The following is a 20636-nucleotide window of genomic DNA, read 5'->3' on the forward strand; positions in this document are numbered from 1 at the left end:
CCCTTTCTTAACGAAGAATGCTGCTGCATTCTTCGTTATTTCTTTTTGCCCTGCCCAAAGTCCAGGTTGTTGAGGTCGATATTCTCCATGCCCTTGGGCATCTTGATATCGCCTAGCCCGGGCATGCCGCCGCCGAGCTGTTCCTGCATCTTCTGCAGTTCCTGCATCGACGGCATCCCGCCACCCATGCCAGGCATTCCCCCACCACGACGCTTCGGCGGCTTGCGCTTACCATTCTTGCCCTTGCGGCCCTTCGGCTTCTTCTTGGTAGCGGAACGCCCACCGCCCATGCCCGGCATGCCAAAACGACCGGCCATCTGCGACATCATCTTCTTGGCTTCGGTGAAGCGCTCGATGAGCTGATTGACGTCAGAAACGCTCACACCAGAACCGAGGGCAATACGCTTGCGGCGCGAAGCGTTGAGAATCTTCGGGTTCTCGCGCTCCTCCGGCGTCATACCGCGGATGATGGCCTGGATGCGGTCGAGCTGCTTTTCGTCGACCATGTCGGCGATCTGGTTCATCTTGTTGCCGCCGGGCATCATCTTGAGCAGGTTGCCCATCGGGCCCAGATTGCGCACCATGAGCATCATGTCCAAGAAGTCATTGAGCGTCATCTCGCCGGAGCCCATCTTCTTGGCGGCTTCCTCCGCCTTGGACTGATCCAGCTTGGATTCCGCCTGCTCAATCAGTGTCAGCAGGTCACCCATGCCCAGAATTCGCGAGGACATGCGCTCCGGGTGGAAGACATCGAAATCCTCGAGCTTCTCACCGGTGGAGGCGAACATGATGGGCTTGCCCGTGACCTCACGAATGGACAGCGCCGCACCACCGCGAGCGTCACCGTCCAGCTTGGTCAGGACGACACCGGTGAAGTCCACGCCATCGCGGAAGGCCTCGGCGGTCTGCACTGCGTCTTGACCGATCATCGAGTCGATGACGAAGAGGACTTCGTCCGGGTTGACGGCGTCGCGGATATTGCGGGCCTGCGTCATCAGGGTTTCATCAATGCCGAGGCGGCCGGCGGTATCGATGATGACGATATCGTGCTGGGTGCGCTTGGCCTCTTCGATACCGCGCTTGGCGACGTCCACCGGATCCCCATGAGAGGTACCCATCTCATGCTCGTGGGAATCCAGGGAGGTGCCAGGATCCGGAGCGTAGACGTCTACCCCGGCGCGCTCGCCGACGATCTGCAGCTGCTGCACCGCGCCCGGGCGCTGGAGGTCACAAGCCACCAGCATCGGGGTGTGCCCCTTGGAAGCCAGATGCTTGGAAAGCTTGCCCGCCAAGGTGGTCTTACCAGCACCCTGAAGGCCGGCGAGCATGATGACCGTCGGCGGGTTCTTCGCCAGGTTCAGGCGGCGGGTCTCGCCGCCGAGAATCTCGATGAGCTCCTCGTTGACGATCTTGACTACCTGCTGCGCCGGGTTCAGTGCCTCAGAAACCTCGGCACCTGCCGCGCGTTCCTTAATGCGCTTAATAAAGCCGCGCACGACGTTGAGCGAGACGTCCGCCTCCAGCAACGCCAGACGGATTTCGCGTGCTGTGGCATTGATGTCCGCCTCGGTCAGCTTGCCCTTGCCGCGCAGGCCGGACAGGGCTGATTGCAAGCGGTCAGACAAAGACTCAAACACGTTAAAAGTGCTCCCTCAACTATCGTGGATAAATTTATAACTTCCCCAGCTTAGCCGTTGACCAGTGCTTGGGTCACATTCCGGACCAGGGTGGCACGGGGGACGTCGCCAAGCGGCACTGCGTGAAGCACCATCGTGGCGCCCGGTGTGGTGGTGGATAGCCACTCGCACTCCGGAAGCAGCGCCAGCACGTGGCCTAGGGTACCTGGGTAGTCATCAATTCGAACCTCAAAGACTCCCCTGGTCCACATCGCAGTCGCGGGCCCTGGTACAAAATCCGGCAGCACCGTGTAAGTTCCGGATTTATAAGACTGCACGAGGCGTTCCTCTACCGTTGCGAGATCGATGGCACCGTGGAGGGCGCGGATATCGAATTCGCCAGCATAGCCCTCCTCAGTGCGCACGAGGCGCGAGGAGAGGATGTTCCAGCCCAACGCTGCGATGAGCGCCAGCGCGCGCACAGCCTCCCGTTGGTAGCTGCCGCGCCACAGGACGGTAAAGCTGTCATCCTCGGGGTTGTGGCGCAGTCCGATATCACGGTCGGCGGCAACCAGAGGACGAACTGGTCGAAGTGCTTCCAGTTGTGCGAAAGCGCGGCCACTGACCGCTTCGATTCCCTTCTCCAGCCTGCGGTTCCACACGCTAGGACCGGTGGACTCGGCATCGGTGCGGGCGAGCACAACGAGGAGCGCCAGAGTCAGGTAGTCATAACGCACGGCTTCGAGGAGCTCGTCACGCGCTTCATCGGATAAGGGGTCCGTGCGGGAGACGATGCGCGCCAGAGTGGTGTGCTCTGCGACCACGGTTTGCACGCGGGAGCGATCCGCCAGGTCGAGACCAAGCTTGGCCGCGGCACGCGCCACCATCTCCGCCCCCACCAGCTCGTGAGGGCGGCCATATCCTTTCCCAATATCGTGGTAGAGCCCCACCAAGAGCAGCAGATCGGGCCGCGCCACGGAGGTGCGGGCTTCTGCACAGCGCGCGACGGTAAGGATGGAGTGATAGTCCACGGTGTGAGAGTGCGTGCGCTCCCGCGGCAACAAGCCTCGAATGTGCTCCCACTCTGGGACGATTCGCTCCCACAGGCCATGGGCGTCCATCTCCTGGATGAGGCGCGGAGTGTTGAGGGGCGAGGACAATAAACTGAAGAATGCATCCGTCGCAGCGGCGGGCCAGCGTTCGGGCAGTTCCGGCAACTCGCGCAGCTGTTCCCAGACATGAGGCGGGACGCTTCTGCCCGAGCGCGCTGCGGCGGCGGCCACGCGCAAAAGCAACCACGGCTCATCCAAGTTGGCGGTGCGTGCGAGACGGATCTCGCCCCCGGCATCAACCACCCCGATATCGAGGGGTTTGCGTGTGCGGTTGTGGCTGCGTTTGGATACGACTCCCCGGGCAGTCGCCAATGCCCTCTCCACGGCTTTGTCTACCGCAGTAGCAGCGGTGACGACGGCCGCGGACAACTCATAACGGTCGGCGAAACCAAGCTCGTGGGCGATCTCCGCGGCGAATTCGGGGTCGAGGACGTCGCGGTGCCGGCGGGCGGTGACGTGGAGGAGCGTGCGGACGTCGAGAAGCAAGGCCTGCTCCTCCTCAAGTGCTGGGGCATCCGCGAGGTTGCCGAGGGCGAGCGCCCGCAGGAATTGGATATCGCGCAGGCCGCCGCGCCCATTTTTAATATCCGGGTGGGTCATCGTGGCCAGGGTGCCGGAGCGGCGCCAGCGGGTGATGGCGAGGTCGACGAAAGCGTCGAAGTTGCTCTGCAGCAGGCGACGCCACGAGGCATAGACCTGGGCGCGGGTAGAATCTACCAGCTGCTTATCGCCGGCGACGAAGGCCAGGTCCAGCTGCGCGAAGCCGGCGGCGGGATCAGAACCGGCGATGGCACCGAACTCGCGCGGAGTGCGCACAGCGTAGTCAAGCCGGTATTTGGCATCCCAGATGGGGTACCAGATTTCGGCGACCACATCTTCGGGCAGCTCCATATCATCCGGGTGAAGGAGGATGAGGTCGAGATCCGAAAAAGGGGCCATCGCCCGGCGGGCGAAGGAACCCGTGGCGGCAAGCGCACAGCCGGGCGGAAGCTGCAGGGACTGCGTGAGATCTATCGCCGAGGCATAGGCTTCCTCACGCAGTTGAGCGGCCGTAGACACTTCTTACAGGGCTGCCTCGCCGCGCTCGCCGGTGCGCACGCGGATGACGTCCTCAACAGGAGTAATCCAGATCTTGCCGTCACCGATCTTTCCGGTATAGGCAGCATCAACGATGGCAGAAAGGATATCCTCCACCTGTTCGTCGGAGGTGACTACCTCCAGCTTGACCTTGGGTACGAAGTCGGTGGCATACTCGGCACCACGGTAGACCTCGCTGTGGCCGCGCTGCTGACCGAAACCCTGGGTCTCGGTCACGGTCAGGCCGTGCACGTCGTGCTGCTCCAAGGCCTCACGGATTTCCGGCAGCGTGAACGGTTTGACGATGGCAGTGATGAGCTTCATCTGTTACTCCTTAGCTCCGGCGGTGTCGACCCGCGGCTGGACGGTTGGTGCAGGATTAATCCTAGCGTCGTGGGTGTGGCGGCGGTGCGACGCCACGGACTCACGGAAATCATAAGCGGTCTCACGGTGCTCAGACAGATCGATGCCTTCGGCTTCATCATCAATCCGCCACCCCAGGGTGGCGCGGATGATGAGTGCCGCCACCAGAGTAATAGCAGCTGAGAACAGCATCGCGACGATCGCGATGAGCGCTTGGACGACGAGCAGCTTGAGGCCTTCCGAAAAGTGCCCAGTGAGGATGCCGTTATCCGTGGCAAAGAAGGCCAATCCGACGGTTCCCCACAGACCAGCGCACAGGTGGACTCCAACGACATCCGGGGAATCATCAAAGCCCCAACGGTACTTCAGGCCGATGCACAGGCAGGCGATAATCCCGCCGAGGAAGCCGAGGGCGAGAGAACCGAGCGGGCTGAGCGCTCCTGCCGCCGGGGTGATGGCGACGAGTCCCGCAATAGCGCCGGATACTGCGCCAAGCGAAGTAGCGGCGTGGTCTCGGATGCGTTCGACCAGCATCCAGCCGAGCATCGCTGCGGCCGCCGCAACAGTGGTGTTGAGCCATGCCAAGCCTGCTAGCCCATCCGCAGCGAAGGCGGAACCGCCATTGAAACCGAACCAGCCGAACCACAGAAGCGCAGCGCCCAGCATCACCATCGGGAGGTTGTGGGGCCTATCGATGTGCTTCGGAAAGCCCGCGCGCGGGCCCACGACGATGGCCAGAACCAGGGCAGCCGCACCAGCGGAGATGTGCACGACGGTACCGCCGGCGAAGTCGATGGGAGCGATGAGGGCCTCACCGTTTGATACACCGAAGAGCCACGCTGCGAGTGAGCGCGGGGCATGGGAGAGCACTCCCCCCGCCCCACACCATGTGGGCGAGCGGAAAGTAGGCGAAGGTCACCCACACGCCTGCGAAAGTTAACCACGCGGAAAACTTCACGCGGCCGGCGAGGGCACCGGAGATGATGGCTATCGAAATAATGGCGAACGTGGCTTGGAAACCGATGTCGATGACGTTGGGATAACCAGCGCTACCGGCAATGTACTCGGCGGCGGGCCCGGTGATTTGGCCGCGCAGCCCCCAGGCTTCAAACGGGTTGCCCACGATTCCCGCCAGCGAACTGCCCGCATAAGACATTGACCATCCCCACAGGACGTAGAGTACTGGGACCAGCGCTAACGCGCCGAAGGACATCATCATCATGTTGAGGACGTGGCGATTGCCCGCCATTCCGCCGTAGAACAATGCCAATCCGGGGGTCATGAGCAGCACCAAGGATGCGCTGATCAGCATCCACGCTGCATCACCGGACGAGAATGCATCAGGAGTCATAGTTCAACTAACCTCTTTTCTATAACTTGATAGGTACAGTTCCCAAAATACCTATAGCTCTATAGATTTAGGAAGAAGTATGAGTCCTAGATCACATCCACGATCTAAAAAGCGGTGAGAACAGCACTATCCTCACCGCTTTCCTGAAGCTTCTCCCCTAGATTTCTTCCTCAGAGGCTTCAACTGTCTGCATACTCTTGCGCATGCGCTTGGCGTACTTCACATCCGTGACGGTCACGCCGTAGATGGAACGGCCCATGTAGAAGGAGCCCACCGACGCGATGATCCACACGCCGAAACACGCGATCATGACCTTGATCAGCGACCACAGGGAAAACCCGTTCTCAGCAAAATCCACGACCAACTTCGCCACAAGCAGCAGCGGAACGGCCAAACCGACCGTCGGCCCCAGCAGGTTGACGCGGGTCAGGGCATCGGGCGCACGCCACAAGGCGATGGCGGTCCCAATGACCAAGACCGTGGCTACGACCAACAGAATCGAGGCGATAATCTCCGCGATAGTCATGGTCTTACCTCCTACCCTTCGAGATGATGCGGGCCATCGACAACGTCGGCAGAACGCCGGCCGCAATAGCCGCGAGCATGGCGATGTCATAGACGATGGACGCGTGATTAGTCATGGACCACGAAATATACATGCACAGCATGCCGTAAAAGACCATGTCACTCATCACGGTTCGGGTGAGCTCATCGCGGGAGCGCAACGCCAGCACCAACGCCGCGCACACCGATGCACCAATGAGGAAAATACAGACAAAAACTACCCATTGAAAGGCGCTCATCGAGGAAAAATCAATCATTTCTTATCATCCTTTCGGGCATCCTTGTTCTGCGCAACCTGGCGCAGGGGCCACACGGAATACTTCTCCACATCATGCGCGGCCAGCGGGGTATCGTCCGTCTTCGCGATATCGGGTGCACGCATATGGCGGCCCAGCGTATCCAGCGGGTACTCGTAAAACGTGGGCGCGAGCTCCTTTGTGGGGCCCTGACCAGGAACGCCATAGTCAATTCCCTTCACCCGCGGGGCGAGGCGCTCCTCCATATCCGCCAGATCTTCCATGATGCTGGCTGGGTCATCCCCCATGACCGCCTGAACCAGCACGATGCGCGGCAGGCCTTCTGCCACCGGCTCGCGCAAACCCAAGGACAGCGTCCCCGGGGTTGCCGTAATGGACGAGGTGAACCAGAAGATCTCCCACGCGCTAGTCACGCGCAAGGGGTACCGCACCACTACCGGCCGGTAGTTATTCTGCGGCTTGAAGGATTCCGCGGCGAGCGAGAAACCCGCGACGAAGATTTCCTTGATCAGCCATAGCGCGTAGACAACGGCATGCACTGCAGTCTTCATTTAACGGCCCTCCTGAAGGGAGTCGATGTCGGGTAGGGCTACGGGGTCGTCGCCAAGCACTGCGTCTGCATAAGCCTCCGTATTCAACAAGTCCGCTGAGGCTTCCATCGTGACGCTGATGACCGGACCGGATAGAACGAACATGGTCAGCGAGCCCAAAATGAGCGCTGCCGAGGGCGCCATCAGCTTCTTGCGAATCACAAGTTCATCGGGCACCTTCTCCTTGGGCAGGTCCTTGCCCCAGAAGACTCGGCGCCACACGCGCAACATGGCAAGGAATGCCGCGAAGGACGCGATGATGATCACCGTGATTACGGTCCAGGCCCATCCCCCGCCGGTACGGGCGATTTCCGCGACGATGAGGACCTTGCCCCACATACCGGAGAAGGGTGGGAAGCCCACGACGGAGAAGGCACCGGCGGCAAAGATCCACGCGATAATCGGATCACGGCGCGCCAAGCCAGAAAGCTTGTTGAGCCTGCCCGTACCGTAGGTCTCCTCAATAGCACCGGAGGCCAAAATAAGCGAGCCCACCGTGAGCATGTGGTGAATGGTGTACAGGATTCCAGCAGCCAGCGCGCGCTGGGCATCATGGGTAGTGAAGGCCATCATCACGAGGATGAAGGGCATACCGTTGAGCATCTGGTAGCCCAGCACGCGGCGAATGGAGTTTTCAGCTAGGCCGCCGAAAGCACCAACCAGCATGGAGATGATCATGATGACGATGATGAGTGTCCCCCACCGCTGGTCCATATCAAAGAGCTGCACCCACAGGCGGTAGAGCATGTACACCGCGACCTTGGTGTGCAGGCCAGAGAACAGGCCCATGACGGCAGCGGACGTTCCCGGGTAGGTGCGCGGCAGCCACGACTGCACGGGGAACACACCGGCCTTCGCGGCGATGGCGATAACGATGATGCCCGAGGCCACCGTCACCGGACCATTACCGGCGGCAGCACCCGTGAGCGCCGCCAGGTTGACCACGCCAGCCACCGAGTAGATATAGCCCACACCGACCACCAAAAGCGTGGAGGCGAACAAGTTCACCAGCACGAAGGCGCGGCCGGCAGCCAAGCGTGACCAGGTACCAGACATGGTGATGAGGCCATAGGACGGCAGTAGCATGACCTCGATGAACACGAAGAAGTTGAAGAGATCAGCGGTGAGCAGGGCGCCGCACACGCCGGTGATCAAGATAAGCGTCAGCGATGGGTAGTAGCGAGACTTAGTCTCGCCGCCCACGATGGCAAACCAGTTGGCGCCGAAGGCCACGATCATCGTCGTGATGAGCATCAGTGCTGAGAAGGTATCGGCCGCGAAGGCGATACCTGCGTTACCCACGTAGTTACCCACGCTATGCGCCACCACACCGTTGTTCATGGTGTAGAGCAGCAGCGCAAAGGAAGCGAAGATACCCACGCCCGGAACGATGAGCATGATGGCATCGCGCACACGATGCCACGGCGCGAGCAATGCGAGCGCCGCCGATACGAGGGGAACCGCCGGGAAGAGCGGGAGGAGGGCGCTTACGGTGTCATACATCTAGTTGTCCTCCTCTTGTTCGAGTTCTTTCAAACGATCCATCTTGTTGGCCGAGCGCTGCAGAATCTCGCGGTTCTGGGTATCTCGTCCCAGAGTGGAGAAAGCGTGGTCAATGGTGTTGTCATCCACAGGCTCCACGACGTCCGTGTCGTCGTTCGCGCCCATCGCCGCCATGGTCAGCAGGATGGTCGAGGTTGCCATGGAAATCACCACGGCGGTCAGCACAAAGGCTTGCGGCAGCGGGTCAGCCATCTGGTCCATGCCCACCTGCGACGGAAAGGACTCTCCGCGGTAGGAGTACACGCCGGTGGCCAGAAGCATGAGGTTGGCACCGTGGCCGAAGGCCATCATGCCCAGCACGATGTGCACGAGGCCGCGCTGCTGGATGAGGTAGACAGCGCTACCGATGAGCAATGCAATGGTCAGTGCGAGGATCATGAGCTCTTCTCCTCTGTAGCCGAAGTGTGGTGGGGCGAGGACGCGCGGCGGCGTGCCTCGGATTCATTGAGCAACGCCGTTGGGTCCGAAGACGGGTTGATGGATTCGGGGTAGGGGTCATCGACATCCTCCAGCACCACGCGCGGCGTGTTCGGCAACGCGGAATCATCATCGTGGACCCACGGCAAGAAGTCCCGCTCGGTGCCTGGCCGCAGATAGCCACCCAAAGCATTGATGGCCATCGTGAGCATGCCCAGGACCGCCAGGTAGATACCCAGGTCAAAGATGAGCGACGTGGTCCAGTGCTGCCCCAGGGCGTGGCCGTGGATGGCAGTCAAGAAACCACCGGAACTATGCGACGTCGGGATGTAGCCGATGAAGCCAGCTACCAGCGCCACGATAATGCCCACGCCGGTGAGGTGAATCGGGGTCATGCGGCCGAAGACAATCTCATCGGTGCCGCGTGAGAGATACGTCAGGCCGATGGCCGCGCCCATGATGAGAGCAGCCGGGAAGCCGCCGCCGGAAGCCTGGTGCCCGCGGTAGAACACGATGAAGGACATGACCACCAGAATCGGGATGGCAATGGAAATTCCCTTACGCAGCGGAACCGAGTTGAGCTGCGACTGACCGAACGGCGCCGGACGCGTACCGGAGGTAAACGGGAAGCGCGGCAGCGTCGAGGTGACCGCGGCGATCACGACGGCGGCCATGCCGAGCACCGACAGCTCGCCCAAGGTATCAAGCGCACGGAATTCCACGATGATGGTGGCCACGACGTTATCGCCGCCAGTGATGTCTGGGGCGTTATTGAGGTACCACATGGACAAGTCGGAGCGCTCGTGGCGGCCCATCAGCGCCCACACACCAAGGAATGCGGTGAGTCCGGCGAGCACCGCCACCACGATGGAGCCAACCTTACGGTTGGTGTTCTGTACCGGGTGGAATTTCTCCGGCAGGTAGCGCAGGACCATCATCATGACGATGACGGACAGCGCCTCCACCGTGAACTGGGTCAAGGCAACGTCCGGTGCACCCAGCAGGAACATCTGCAAGGTCACGCCGGTACCCGCGGTACCAATCATGACCGCCCCCGTGAGGCGGTTGCGGGTACGAACCAAGCCAAACATCGACAGCGCCACGATGCCCAGCGGCAGCAGATCCCACGGGTTGTCCAGGCCATCCACGCGCGGGTTCAAGGCCACGCCGTCGACGCCCGTCGACACCAAAGTGGAGCCCGCAAGAATGATGACGAGGAGGACAATCGGCAGGATGAGCTTCGACGGGTTGTGGGTATCCGACATGCGGCCGACGAAGCGGCCGAAGGCTGCGCACACGTCCTGGATCCACTTCAGGATTTGGTTACCGGTGCGCGGCAGGAGCTGGCGCTCCTCCATCGCGGTCCACAGCGGCGTACGGAAGAACAACGCGATGATGCCAGCGATAAGCACCACCACGGAAATAAGCAGCGGAACGTTCAGGCCGTGCCACAGCGCGAGGTGGGAATGACCCTCCATGCCGATGGCCGCCACGATGTTATCGAGCGGCTTATCGAGCGCTCCCATGACGAAGATGATCGGCACCGACATCACACCGGGCAGCGCCGCGGGCAGCCACAGCCTGACCGGCGCCTCATGAACATGCGACATGTTGCGTGGGCCATCGAAGAAGGCACCGAAGATGATCTTGGCGGAGTAGGTAAAAGTGAAGAACGCACCCACGCCGGCGACGATGAGCAGCAGCACCTGGCCGGTCGAGCCAATTGGTGCCTCCTCGAAGGCGGTGAGCATTCCTTCCTTCGACACGAAGCCAAACAGCGGCGGGACCGCCGCCATGGAGGCAGCACCAATGAGCATGGAGCCAAAGGTCCACGGCATCTTGTTCCACAGCACACCAAGGCGGCGGATGTCACGTGAACCAGCCTCGTGGTCGATGACGCCAATGAGCATGAAGATGGAGGACTTAAACAACGCGTGCGCCAGCGTGTGCACGAGGGCCGCTGCGATAGCGAACGGGGTGCCAACACCAATCGTGGCCACAATCCATCCCAGGTGGGACACAGTGGAGTACGCGGTCAGCTTCTTCAAGTCCGTCTTCTGCACGGCAAAGACCGCCGACATCACTGCGGTACCCATACCGGCGACGATGAGCAGCCAGTTCCACGCTGCAACATCATGGAAGATGGTGGAGAAACGAATCAACAGATAAACGCCGGCCTTCACCACGGCCGCTGCGTGCAGGAAGGCCGAGACCGGCGTGGCGGCCGCCATGGCCTCCGGCAGCCAGAAGTGGAAGGGGAACTGCGCGGACTTGGTAAACGCCGAGACCGCAATGAGAATGGCAACCCCGGCGGTCAGGCCTGGGCGCTCGGCCCACACATCAGAGGCGAGGATGCCCTCGAGGCTCGTGGTCCCCGCAGCCGTTGCGGCAATCGCCACGCCGGACAGCAAGGTGAGGCCGCCGATGAAGGTCAGGATGAGCGTGCGCTGCGAACCGGCCTCACCGGACTTGCCGCTGCGCGCGATCAACATGAACGACGCCAGCGATACCAGCTCCCAAGCCAGGAAGAGCACCACGACGTCGTTAGCCAGCACGAGCAGGAGAATCGACAGCGTAAACGCTGTCATCAGCACATAAAAACTGACGTTGCCTTTACCTTTGGGCAGGTAGGCCGCAGAGTAGGTGAACACCACTGCGCCGATGACGAGAGCCAACATGGCAAAGAAAATGCCCAGTGCATCGCCCCGGAAGGCGAGATTAACGTCAACGCCTGGCGCGATGACATCGCGCACCCACGTCACGGAATAGGACAGTTCTTCGCCCCGGGCCAGTGCCGGAAATTCTTTAGCCAACAGTGCCGCGGCGATAATAAAAATGCCGGCTAGCGGGTAGCCGGCTGCGCGATCAGCAACCTTGACGGCTACTGGTGCTAGCGCCACTGCGACAGCTGCGAGGAGGACGACATACAAGAGTGTCACGAAAGAGTAGCCTCACGAACCGTTGTTAGGGCTGTTTAATCAGCCTCACATAGACAGGACTGTCCTAGACTACCATTGTGACCTCCCCCAAAGCACATCTTTAATGGGACGAAGACGACGAAAGCGCCCCGCAAAGGAGGCGCTGCGTCTCGAAAGAACTTAGGTCTAGCCCAGGGATCTATAAGGACTTACTTCTCCCCCAGCAAGGCATCCACGAAGCCCTCAACCTCAAACGGCGCGAGGTCATCTGCACCCTCGCCAAGGCCCACGAGTTTGACCGGCACGCCCAGTTCTTCCTGAACCTGGAAGACGATGCCGCCCTTAGCGGTGCCATCGAGCTTGGTCAGAACAACACCGGTGATGTCGACGACATCGCGGAAGATGCGGGCCTGGGTCAGGCCGTTCTGCCCGACCGTTGCGTCCAACACGAGCAAGACCTCATCGACGTCGGTCTTCTTCTCAACCACGCGCTTGACCTTGCCCAACTGGTCCATGAGGTCCACGGAGGTGTGCAAACGACCAGCGGTGTCCACGAGAACGACGTCCACTCCTTGATCTACGCCAGCGGCCACGGCGTCGAAGGCCACGGAAGCCGGGTCCGCGCCTTCCTTGCCGCGCACGGTGGTAGCGCCCACGCGGCGACCCCAGGTCTCCAGCTGGTCCGCGGCCGCTGCACGGAAGGTATCCGCCGCGCCGAGCAAAACGTTGTGTCCCATGGATACGAGCACGCGGGCCAGCTTGCCCATCGTGGTGGTCTTGCCAGTGCCGTTGACGCCGACAACCATGATGACGGCCGGCTTGCCCTCATTCGGCATGGCCTTGATGGAACGGTCCATCTCCGGGTGGCCCACCTCGATGAGGGCCTCGCGCAGCATGGCGCGGGCTTCCGCCTCGGAGCTCACTCCGCGCTCCGCAATCTTGTCGCGCAGGGAGTCTGTAACCTGCATCGTGGACTTCGTACCCAAATCCGCCATGATGAGGGTGTCTTCGATTTCCTCCCAGGCATCATCATCCAGGTCACCTGCGGAGAGAATACCCATGAGGCCTTGGCCGATGGCATTCTGCGAACGCGACAGGCGCCCGCGCAGCTTGCCCAAGCGGCCGGCAGCCGGCGCAATATCCTCCTGCGGCTGGGCTGCCGGGGCCTCGACGACCTCAGCGTCGTCGGATACCTCTAGTTCCTCCGGCTCAGCCTCGAGTGCCGCGCTTGCCGACGCCGCTTGGGCCCCCGCCGCCGCAGCGGCCTCCTCTGCTTCAGCTTCCTCTGGCTCGGGCTGCGCTTCTGGTTCAGGCTGTGCTTCTACCACTTCCGCTGCCTCTTCTTCGGCTTCAACCTGAGCAGAAGGCTCCTCCGCAGCCGGAACCTCAGGTTCTTCCGGAGCCTCCTCTTCTACCTTCGGGGCTTCAACTACCGGCTCCGGTTCAGCAGTCTCCGGTTCGGTGGCCGGGACAGCTTCCTCTGTGTCCTCTTCATCCTTCTCAACGGCAGCGGCGCCGGAAGCAGCAGTACCAGCGGCAGCAACGCCCGCAGTTCCTGCAGCGGCTAGGCCAGCGGAGGAATCCTTATCCTCTTCCTCCTTTACCTGGTCCTTCTGTGCAGCCGGTTCCGGCTTGGGCTCTGCCTTAGGCTTCGGCTCTGCCTCAGGCGTCGGTTCCACCGCAGGCTTCGCCGCCTTCTGAGTCTCCTCCGTGCCCTTGAGCTGAGCGTTAGCGAGCTCGGTGGCATCGCGCTGCTCAGACTTCTTCTCCGCTTGCGGCTGAGCTTTGGGCTCGGCCGGTGCGGGCTTGTCAGCCTTAGCCGCAGGCACAGGTTCCTTGGTAGCGCCGCCGCCAGCCGGGGCAAAATTAAAACCAGACTTGGCCTGGTAGTTGCCGGACTTCTGCTGCTGGGTCAGCTCCTTCGGCTCCTCCGCGGGCTTTTCAAAGGAGACCTTCTTTGACTCGCCGCGCTTCTTGCCCAGAACAATGAACAAGACCACCAGCAGAATCAGGACGATGACTGCTATCGCAATCCACAGAAAAGTAGTATTCATGCTTTCCATAGTGCCAGGGTTGCCCACGCCAGGCACCATGAGGAGTCCAAAAAGGCACGAACAGATGCCCGCAGTTAACGCGAAGGCTCGACGCCGCGCATCGTGAAGCCATAAAGCACGGTAGCCACGTCCACCGTTGGCTTCTGGTCAGTGTTGGCTATGAGCTGAGAATCCTTGCGCACCTGACTTAGGTCAGGGCGGATGAGCAACGCCACTCTTGGCACTGCTACCTGGTGTTGTTCGGCAGAGGGATGGGGTTGTTCCGCAGTAAATCACTGCCTAAGCCAGGAAGGCGTCCTGCAGAAGGCATCTGGCAAACGGCATCTCTCCTATCCATCTTCACACTCCTTCCACCTGAAGTGTTTGAAGTGGAAATCTTCAATTATGGTTGCCTTACCTAAACTAGGTATAATCTTTATACTTTCCGAAGGGAGTCTCTGCCGCTGCAAACACCAGCCCTGAACGGGATTCGGTCTCAACCAACGGTGGTACCGCTGGGGCATCGGCCAGCACCAGCTGAATCCGCAGGGGCGAACCACTAATTTCCATGGTGCAGACGGCAGCGTCCGATTGCAACTTTGGTGCAGATGTATCGCAGCGCCATTCGCTTCAACGGCCTGGAGGCCGCAAATGAATCGGATGTGCTGCGTATCTACCGCTAGAAACCGCAGCACATTGGAGACCAGCCGCCAAAATGGGCGAGGTTTAGAAGATGAGAAGCGAGGGCCGAGACGAATGTTAGTCCGAAGTTGAAGGTGGCTGCGAGGTTGAAATCCATCCGGAAATATCGCGAAGTTCTGGGAATTTCCCTTCCCATCGCTGGAGTACAACTCGCCGGAGTTGCATTGACCACCACGGACGTATTGATGCTGCAGTCCGTGGGCGTACTGGCGATAGCCGGCGGCGGCCTAGCGATGCAGCTTTACAACCAGATCCGCACGATGTGCGTGGGCATGGTGACGGCCGGGGCAAATCTTGTGGCTGAAGCAGCAGCAAAAATGGAAAAAGAGAAAACCTCTTGTCAAAATTGCGAGGCGGGAGCAGAACAGATCCGGCGGGCTGTGCGCTCCTCCTTCGCGGTGGCCACTGGCACTGCAATTCTCGGCGCGTTACTGGTCATCGCCCTAGGCGGATTGGTCCTTGTTCTGCCCATCGACAAGCACGTTGCCCAACTCACCTTCGCCATGACCCTTGCGCTCGCACCCGGGTTAGTCCCGATGATGTGGCTCAACGTCCTGCGCCAATTCGCCGTGGGCATGCGAAAACCCGGCTCCCTGTTAACCATCACGCTGATATCGATATTTATAAATATCGCATTGAACTGGTTATTTATGACATGGGCAGCCTCGGATCACTGGAAGGTAGCGGGCATCGGGCTTTCTACAACTGTCATCCAACTGCTTACCTTCCTGGCCTTCCGGATTGTGGTACTGCGCATTCCCGAGCTACAGCCCTATTTCCACATCCTTCCGTGTAAAGGAGATGGGGAGACTATCTGCCGCCTCGTCCGCCTCGGGGTACCAGTCAGTCTGACCTATGGCTCGGAGGCTGCAATAACAACCATCGCCGGTTTAGTGATGGGGACCTTTAGCCCACAGATGCTAGCGGCGCACAATATTGTGAACCAACTGGCGTACATCGTTTACCAAGTGTGCATCGGCTTTTCTCACGGCGGCTCGGTGCTGATCACAAGGGCTCGGGCCGAGAGTGCCGACTCAGTGCGCGAGATTACCCGACGCATATTGTTCGTCGTGGTCACGTATCTGGGAATAATGGGCGCGCTGTGGCTTCTGTTGGGCAGGTGGGTACTGCATCCTTTCTTAAAAGAGGCAGATCCCACCACCTTTCACATTGCCGTCCTGCTCCTATGTCTCGCGGTACTGCAACAGTTCGCCAAAGGAATCCAAAACGTGGCAGTGGGCCTACTGAGAGGCCTGAAAGACACCACCTCAGGGCTACGCTGCACCCTCGTCGGGTACTGGCTGGTTGGCGTCCCCGGGATTCTGATATTTGGAAAGCTCCTCGGATGGGAAGGATATGGCGTCTGGTTAGGACTCATCATGGGTTTCGCAACCACGGCGGTACTGCTGCTACGCACATATTCCCGCCGACTGAATGAACTGACTTAACGGGAATGTTGGGGGTAAAAGTTTCATCACCCATTGTAGATAAACAAAGGTATGGCTAACCTAATAGATCCACTTGGAAGAAAGGATTGCCTTGTCCCTCACGACAACTAGGGCTCGCGGTTTTAAAACCCCACGCGCCCCTCACCACCGAATGGCCCGCGTAGTCGCCTCAGCCGTCACCGCCACTGCCCTCCTTATGACCGCTGCCTGCAGCACTAACGATGAACAACAGACCGCAGATGACGGAGAAAAGCAACAGATCACCGACATTCTCGGGCGCGAAGTCGAGGTCCCGAAGAACGTCGATCGGGTCCTCATGGGCGGGCAACGGATGCTTTACACGACATCCATCCTCAACAAAGAAAACCCGCTCCAGGGCATCGTTGCCTGGCCAGATGACCTGGAGCAGAACGACCCTGGCACGTACAAGAAGTACGAACAGAAATTCTCAGAGATCGAAGATATTGAGCAAACTGGTGAAGTTTACGACGGCTCGATGTCCGTTGAGCAAGCTTTGAATTCCCGTCCAGATGTCTTCATTGTCTCCGCAAGCAGCTTCGAAGCCGCCCAGGATGCTGGCATCGTAGACGGTCTAGAAAAGGCCGGAATCCCCACGGTTACCGTCGATTACTTTACCGACCCGGTGAAGAACACCGCACCGAGCGTGCGCTTGCTCGGCAAGGTACTCGGCCACGAGAAGGAAGCGGAAGAGTATGCCGAGTTCTATGAGTCCAAGGTGAACATGGTTCAGGAGCGCCTAGAAAAAGCCAAGGCCACCCCCACACCGACCTTCCTCTGGCGAGCTCCCGGCTACTTCGACTGCTGCTCTACCTTCGCTAAGTCCAACCTAGCCCAAATTGTTAACGCAGCGGGTGGCGAAAACGTGGGCGACGATATGATCGACGCCAAGCAGGGGCAAGTCTCTCCCGAGGCGCTAGCTGAAAAAGACCCAGACGTCATCATCGCCACCGGCGCAGACTGGACCGGCGCCAAGCAGCAGCCAAAGAAGAATGGCTTTGTACCCCTGGGCTACGACGAGTCCACCGAACAGGCAGCCAAAGACTTCCAACGCGTTGTTGACGGGCAACCTGTCCTTAAGGAAATGCGGGCGGTCAAGAACAAGCGGGCCTACGCTGCGTGGCATCACTTCTACGACTCCCCATACAACTACCTAGCCATCGAGTGGTTTGCCAAAGCCATGCACCCCGACCTGTTTTCCGATGTCGACCCGCAGGCCGATTTGGAAGAACTACATGAAAAATTCCTCCCTGTGGAGGCTAGCGGCACCTTCTGGACTGGTTTGCCATGAGCCACGGAGCACGAGCGCAATCAATTGCCACCGGAAGCGAGGTGGACGACCAAAACTCTACCCCGCAACGGCAACGCCCCCGGTCAAACTGGTACCGAACAGCTAGCAGGCGAAAGGTAGCGATCATCGCAGGGCTTACGGCCCTGCTATGCGTCACCATTGCCATAGATTTCCTCATCGGCAGCAGTTTGAACGCAAATGAGGCGCTCTACGTGCTCTTTCACCCCAGCGATTCCCGCCCAATTGACTGGCAGATCATCTTTGATATACGTCTGCCTATGACCGTCACAGCGGTGCTCATCGGTGGCACCCTCGCTGCTGCCGGCGCAGAGATGCAAACCATCTTGGATAACCCCTTGGCAGAGCCCTATACGCTGGGCATTTCCGCCGCTGCGAGCTTTGGCGCAGCCTTTGCCACCGTCTCAGGATTCACCGCGGCGGGAATCGGGGCAGCGCTGGGAATGGCGGGCAGTGCTTGGGTCTTCGCCCTCGCGGCCTGTGCGGTGATCGTCCTATTCTCTCGGTCAAAGAGCTCTGGTACCGAGGGAATGATTCTGCTGGGCATAGCCATCGTGTTCCTCTTCGATGCTCTACTAGCGCTAATGCAGTACCTCGCCTCGCAGACCCAATTAGAGCAGGTGGTTTTCTGGACCTTGGGCAGCCTTACGCGCGCTACGTGGCCTCAGATCGGCCTTCTCGCGGTCATCTCACTAATCGGAATTGCTTACTTCTACCGCAATGCGTGGACGCTGACCGCGTTTCGAATGGGCGACGACCGCGCTAGGTCCATGGGTATCAATATCCCAAAGCTGCGCACGTACACGCTGGTGGGAGTCTCCCTTATGGCGGCAACTGCCGTTTCGATGGCCGGGACAATTGGTTTCATCGGACTCGTCGGCCCACATATCGCCAGGATGCTCGTTGGTGAGGACCAACGCTTCTTCCTCACCACGTCCATCATCTCAGGTGCGCTTTTGCTGACCTCAGCCTCAGTGGTATCCAAGCTGATCCAGCCTGGGGCGATTCTGCCTGTCGGCATCATCACCGCGATTGTGGGCGTTCCCGTGTTCGTCGTCCTCATTGTTTTGCGACGCCGCCCCCGAACTGTCTCCTCAACCTAATGATCGCCTCTCCCAGTACTTCCTGCCCCAGAAAGGACCCCCTCGTGGAACAACCGCCCACGGTTCCGCCAGAACCCACACTCCGGGTAGATAACCTGTGCTTTTCCCATGGAGACGAACAGATACTGAATGACGTATGTCTCCCAAAGATCGAAGCTGGAACCGTCACCGCCCTCGTCGGCCCTAATGGCGCTGGTAAGTCGACTTTGCTGCGCTGCATGGCTAACCTATGCCGATTCAGCGGCGACGTCACTGGGCCCGAGGCAGTATATTTGCCACAGGATCCCCCGCCGGAAAGCACCCTTACCGTATTCGAATCGGTACTTCTGGCACTCCAGCATTCCCGGACGGGATTCAGCGGACTACGGGTAGCCACATCCACACAGGACCGAGTCAGCTCGGTCCTCACGCGGCTGGGGCTAGAAGACCTAGAATCCCGAACAATGTCCCAGCTCTCCGGCGGCCAGCGTCAATTAGTAAGCTTCGCCCAGGCCATCGTATGCCGGCCGCAGGCATTACTACTGGACGAGCCAACCAGCGCTCTTGACCTAAGAAATCAGCTCATCCTCATGGAGCATATTCGCGCCTATGCAGCTGAAGCACCCGCGGCGGTCGTGGTTTCGATGCACGATCTTTCACAAGCAGCGCGCTTCGCTCACCGCATTGCGGTACTCCACGCGGGCACTGTATACGCACACGGAGCAGCTAAGGACGTGTTAACCGCAAAAATGTTGCGTGAAGTCTACCGCGTAGATGGAAAAGTCACCCTTACTGATGACGGTTCTGCAGCAATCACCACATCCAGAGCCATATAAGGGGCTTGAAGTGCCCCGAGTTTTGTTCCTAGGCATGTTCCTTGATTTCTATTATTCCCTGTTGCGGGTTCTTCTTCCACAATTCGGTTTCCACCTCGGCTGGGGTTCGATATCCCAGGCTTTGGTGGAGCCTTACCTCGTTCCACCATGACACCCACTCGAACGTCGCGATTTCTACCTCGACAACATCATTCCACCTGCGAGTATGGATGAGCTCATTCTTGTAAGAGCCGTTAACGTTTTCAGCTAGAGCATTGTCATTTCAGTCACCGACGGTCCCAGTGGAAGCGGCAATCCCGTGCTGGGCGAGACGCTGGTTGTAGACAACGCTGACGTACTATAAGCCGTGATCCGAATGGTGAATAAGGCCTGTTGTTTCCTTCGCGCTCACAATCGCTTGGTTGAGTGCTTGCAGCGGTAATACCTCGGTGCGCATCGAGTCCGATAATGCCCATCCGACGATCCGCCGGGAGTAAACGTCAGTGACAAACGCGGTGTACACAAAACCCTTCTTCGTACGCACGTAGGTAATGTCGGCCACCCACAGCTTGTTTAAGGCCTTGGGCTTTGAACTCACGCTCGACCAAATCCGGGCGCAGATCCGGCCTGTTGAGGTGTACGGGTTGTGATTGGTGATCCGCCTGTGCCTGTGCCAGAAACACCAGCTAGGCGCATCAGCCGGGCGGTTTGCTCACGACCGATGTCGATTCCGTCACGGTCAAGCGCATGCCACATTGTCCGCACGCCGTAGACACCGTAATTATCCCGATGAATGGCACCAATGCGTTCAATCAGCACAGCGTCACGAAGGCGACGAGCACTTAAGCCCACGGGCTTTGGACTGGCGATAACCACGCGAGGTGATAAACCCACCAGCCCGGTTAATCTTCAACTCCGGTGCAGATGAACTCGACAGAGAAATGATTCCGGTATTTATCGATGAACCGGATCATTTCTTAACGTTTGGGGCCTGGTCGTGAGGCGAAAAAGCTGACGCAGCCTTCAGCAACTCGTTGGTATCTCGAAGCTCTTGATTTTCGCGGCGTAGCCTGGCATTTTCGGTAGCCAAATCTTCAGGAACAGGTTCTGGGATGTTTCCCGCACGACGAGCAGGCTTAAGTCCATAGACGAGCCGTGTGCCATGAAACCCCCAACTTTGAAGCTACTGCCTAGCACGCGGGATGCATCGACATGCTTTCCGCCAAGATGCGGTCCTCCACGAGACGGACCACACGGTCCTTTGCATCCTGGTCAAATTTTCTTGGCATGTTCCAGATTTTCCCATCTACTCAAACGGAACAAAACCTGGGACACTTCATCTTTGGGTCTAAAAACGCCATCTGCAATGCGTGCTGTCAAGGGGTGAATGCGCCACTTCGA

15 protein-coding genes and 2 pseudogenes are annotated in these 20636 nt (G+C 59.6%); 4 read left to right on the plus strand and 13 right to left on the minus strand.

Translation table 11 applies throughout. The features are described 5' to 3' along the window. Positions 1 to 35: 35 nt before the first annotated feature. From ffh to HMPREF2978_RS13245, 12 genes and pseudogenes are all read right to left on the minus strand, one after another. The gene (gene ffh, locus HMPREF2978_RS07830; RefSeq protein ID WP_070526920.1) at positions 36 to 1637 is read right to left on the minus strand and encodes a signal recognition particle protein; all 1602 of its coding nucleotides are present in this window, start codon (positions 1635 to 1637) and stop codon (positions 36 to 38) included. 50 nt (positions 1638 to 1687) lie between these two features. Continuing rightward, positions 1688 to 3787 carry a [protein-PII] uridylyltransferase gene (locus HMPREF2978_RS07835; protein ID WP_070526917.1) on the minus strand — a complete coding sequence of 700 codons (2100 nt, stop codon included), beginning with the start codon at positions 3785 to 3787 and terminating at the stop codon, positions 1688 to 1690. A 3-nt stretch (positions 3788 to 3790) separates the two neighbouring features. Further along, on the minus strand, positions 3791 to 4129 hold the full coding sequence (locus tag HMPREF2978_RS07840; RefSeq protein WP_070526914.1) for a P-II family nitrogen regulator: 339 nt from the start codon (positions 4127 to 4129) through the stop codon (positions 3791 to 3793). Between the two features lie 3 nt (positions 4130 to 4132). Next, positions 4133 to 5519: pseudogene (locus HMPREF2978_RS07845) on the minus strand (ammonium transporter). Between the two features lie 157 nt (positions 5520 to 5676). Beyond that, positions 5677 to 6045: a Na+/H+ antiporter subunit G gene (locus tag HMPREF2978_RS07850; protein ID WP_070526910.1), complete on the minus strand. Its 369-nt coding sequence runs from the start codon at positions 6043 to 6045 to the stop codon at positions 5677 to 5679. Between the two features lie 4 nt (positions 6046 to 6049). Continuing rightward, positions 6050 to 6340: a cation:proton antiporter gene (locus tag HMPREF2978_RS07855; protein ID WP_070445483.1), complete on the minus strand. Its 291-nt coding sequence runs from the start codon at positions 6338 to 6340 to the stop codon at positions 6050 to 6052. Beyond that, positions 6337 to 6891 carry a monovalent cation/H+ antiporter subunit E gene (locus tag HMPREF2978_RS07860; protein ID WP_070526907.1) on the minus strand — a complete coding sequence of 185 codons (555 nt, stop codon included), beginning with the start codon at positions 6889 to 6891 and terminating at the stop codon, positions 6337 to 6339. Before HMPREF2978_RS07860 ends, HMPREF2978_RS07855 begins: the two co-directional genes overlap by 4 nt. After that, positions 6892 to 8433, minus strand: coding sequence for a monovalent cation/H+ antiporter subunit D family protein (locus tag HMPREF2978_RS07865; protein WP_070744886.1), 1542 nt, complete (start codon positions 8431 to 8433; stop codon positions 6892 to 6894). Next, a complete protein-coding gene (locus tag HMPREF2978_RS07870) occupies positions 8434 to 8871 on the minus strand; it encodes a cation:proton antiporter subunit C (RefSeq protein ID WP_070526901.1) in 438 nt (145 codons plus the stop codon). Continuing rightward, entirely contained in the window at positions 8868 to 11849 is a 2982-nt protein-coding gene (locus tag HMPREF2978_RS07875; protein ID WP_070526898.1) for a DUF4040 family protein, read from the minus strand. The genes HMPREF2978_RS07870 and HMPREF2978_RS07875 overlap by 4 nt, the downstream gene beginning before the upstream one ends. A gap of 188 nt (positions 11850 to 12037) precedes the next feature. Further along, positions 12038 to 13882: a signal recognition particle-docking protein FtsY gene (gene ftsY / locus HMPREF2978_RS07880; protein WP_070744888.1), complete on the minus strand. Its 1845-nt coding sequence runs from the start codon at positions 13880 to 13882 to the stop codon at positions 12038 to 12040. Between the two features lie 74 nt (positions 13883 to 13956). Continuing rightward, entirely contained in the window at positions 13957 to 14097 is a 141-nt protein-coding gene (locus HMPREF2978_RS13245) for a hypothetical protein (protein ID WP_168162408.1), read from the minus strand. A gap of 552 nt (positions 14098 to 14649) precedes the next feature. On the opposite strand from HMPREF2978_RS13245, the gene HMPREF2978_RS07885 reads away from it, so the two are divergent. The 4 genes from HMPREF2978_RS07885 (at position 14650) to HMPREF2978_RS07900 (ending at position 19256) form a co-directional block, all read left to right on the plus strand. Next, on the plus strand, positions 14650 to 16011 hold the full coding sequence (locus HMPREF2978_RS07885; protein ID WP_231732355.1) for an MATE family efflux transporter: 1362 nt from the start codon (positions 14650 to 14652) through the stop codon (positions 16009 to 16011). A gap of 151 nt (positions 16012 to 16162) precedes the next feature. Then, complete coding sequence (locus HMPREF2978_RS07890) at positions 16163 to 17320, plus strand: ABC transporter substrate-binding protein (RefSeq protein WP_049156259.1); 1158 nt, start codon at positions 16163 to 16165, stop codon at positions 17318 to 17320. Between the two features lie 41 nt (positions 17321 to 17361). Further along, complete coding sequence (locus HMPREF2978_RS07895) at positions 17362 to 18441, plus strand: FecCD family ABC transporter permease (protein ID WP_049156286.1); 1080 nt, start codon at positions 17362 to 17364, stop codon at positions 18439 to 18441. Further along, positions 18441 to 19256 carry an ABC transporter ATP-binding protein gene (locus tag HMPREF2978_RS07900; RefSeq protein ID WP_049156256.1) on the plus strand — a complete coding sequence of 272 codons (816 nt, stop codon included), beginning with the start codon at positions 18441 to 18443 and terminating at the stop codon, positions 19254 to 19256. The genes HMPREF2978_RS07895 and HMPREF2978_RS07900 overlap by 1 nt, the downstream gene beginning before the upstream one ends. 28 nt (positions 19257 to 19284) lie before the next feature. Here HMPREF2978_RS07900 and HMPREF2978_RS13055 read toward each other — a convergent pair. Next, a pseudogene (locus HMPREF2978_RS13055) lies at positions 19285 to 20524 on the minus strand (IS3 family transposase). Positions 20525 to 20636: the final 112 nt, after the last annotated feature.

This window comes from Corynebacterium sp. HMSC074C01, assembly GCF_001814605.1.
Taxonomy (GTDB): Bacteria; Actinomycetota; Actinomycetes; order Mycobacteriales; family Mycobacteriaceae; genus Corynebacterium.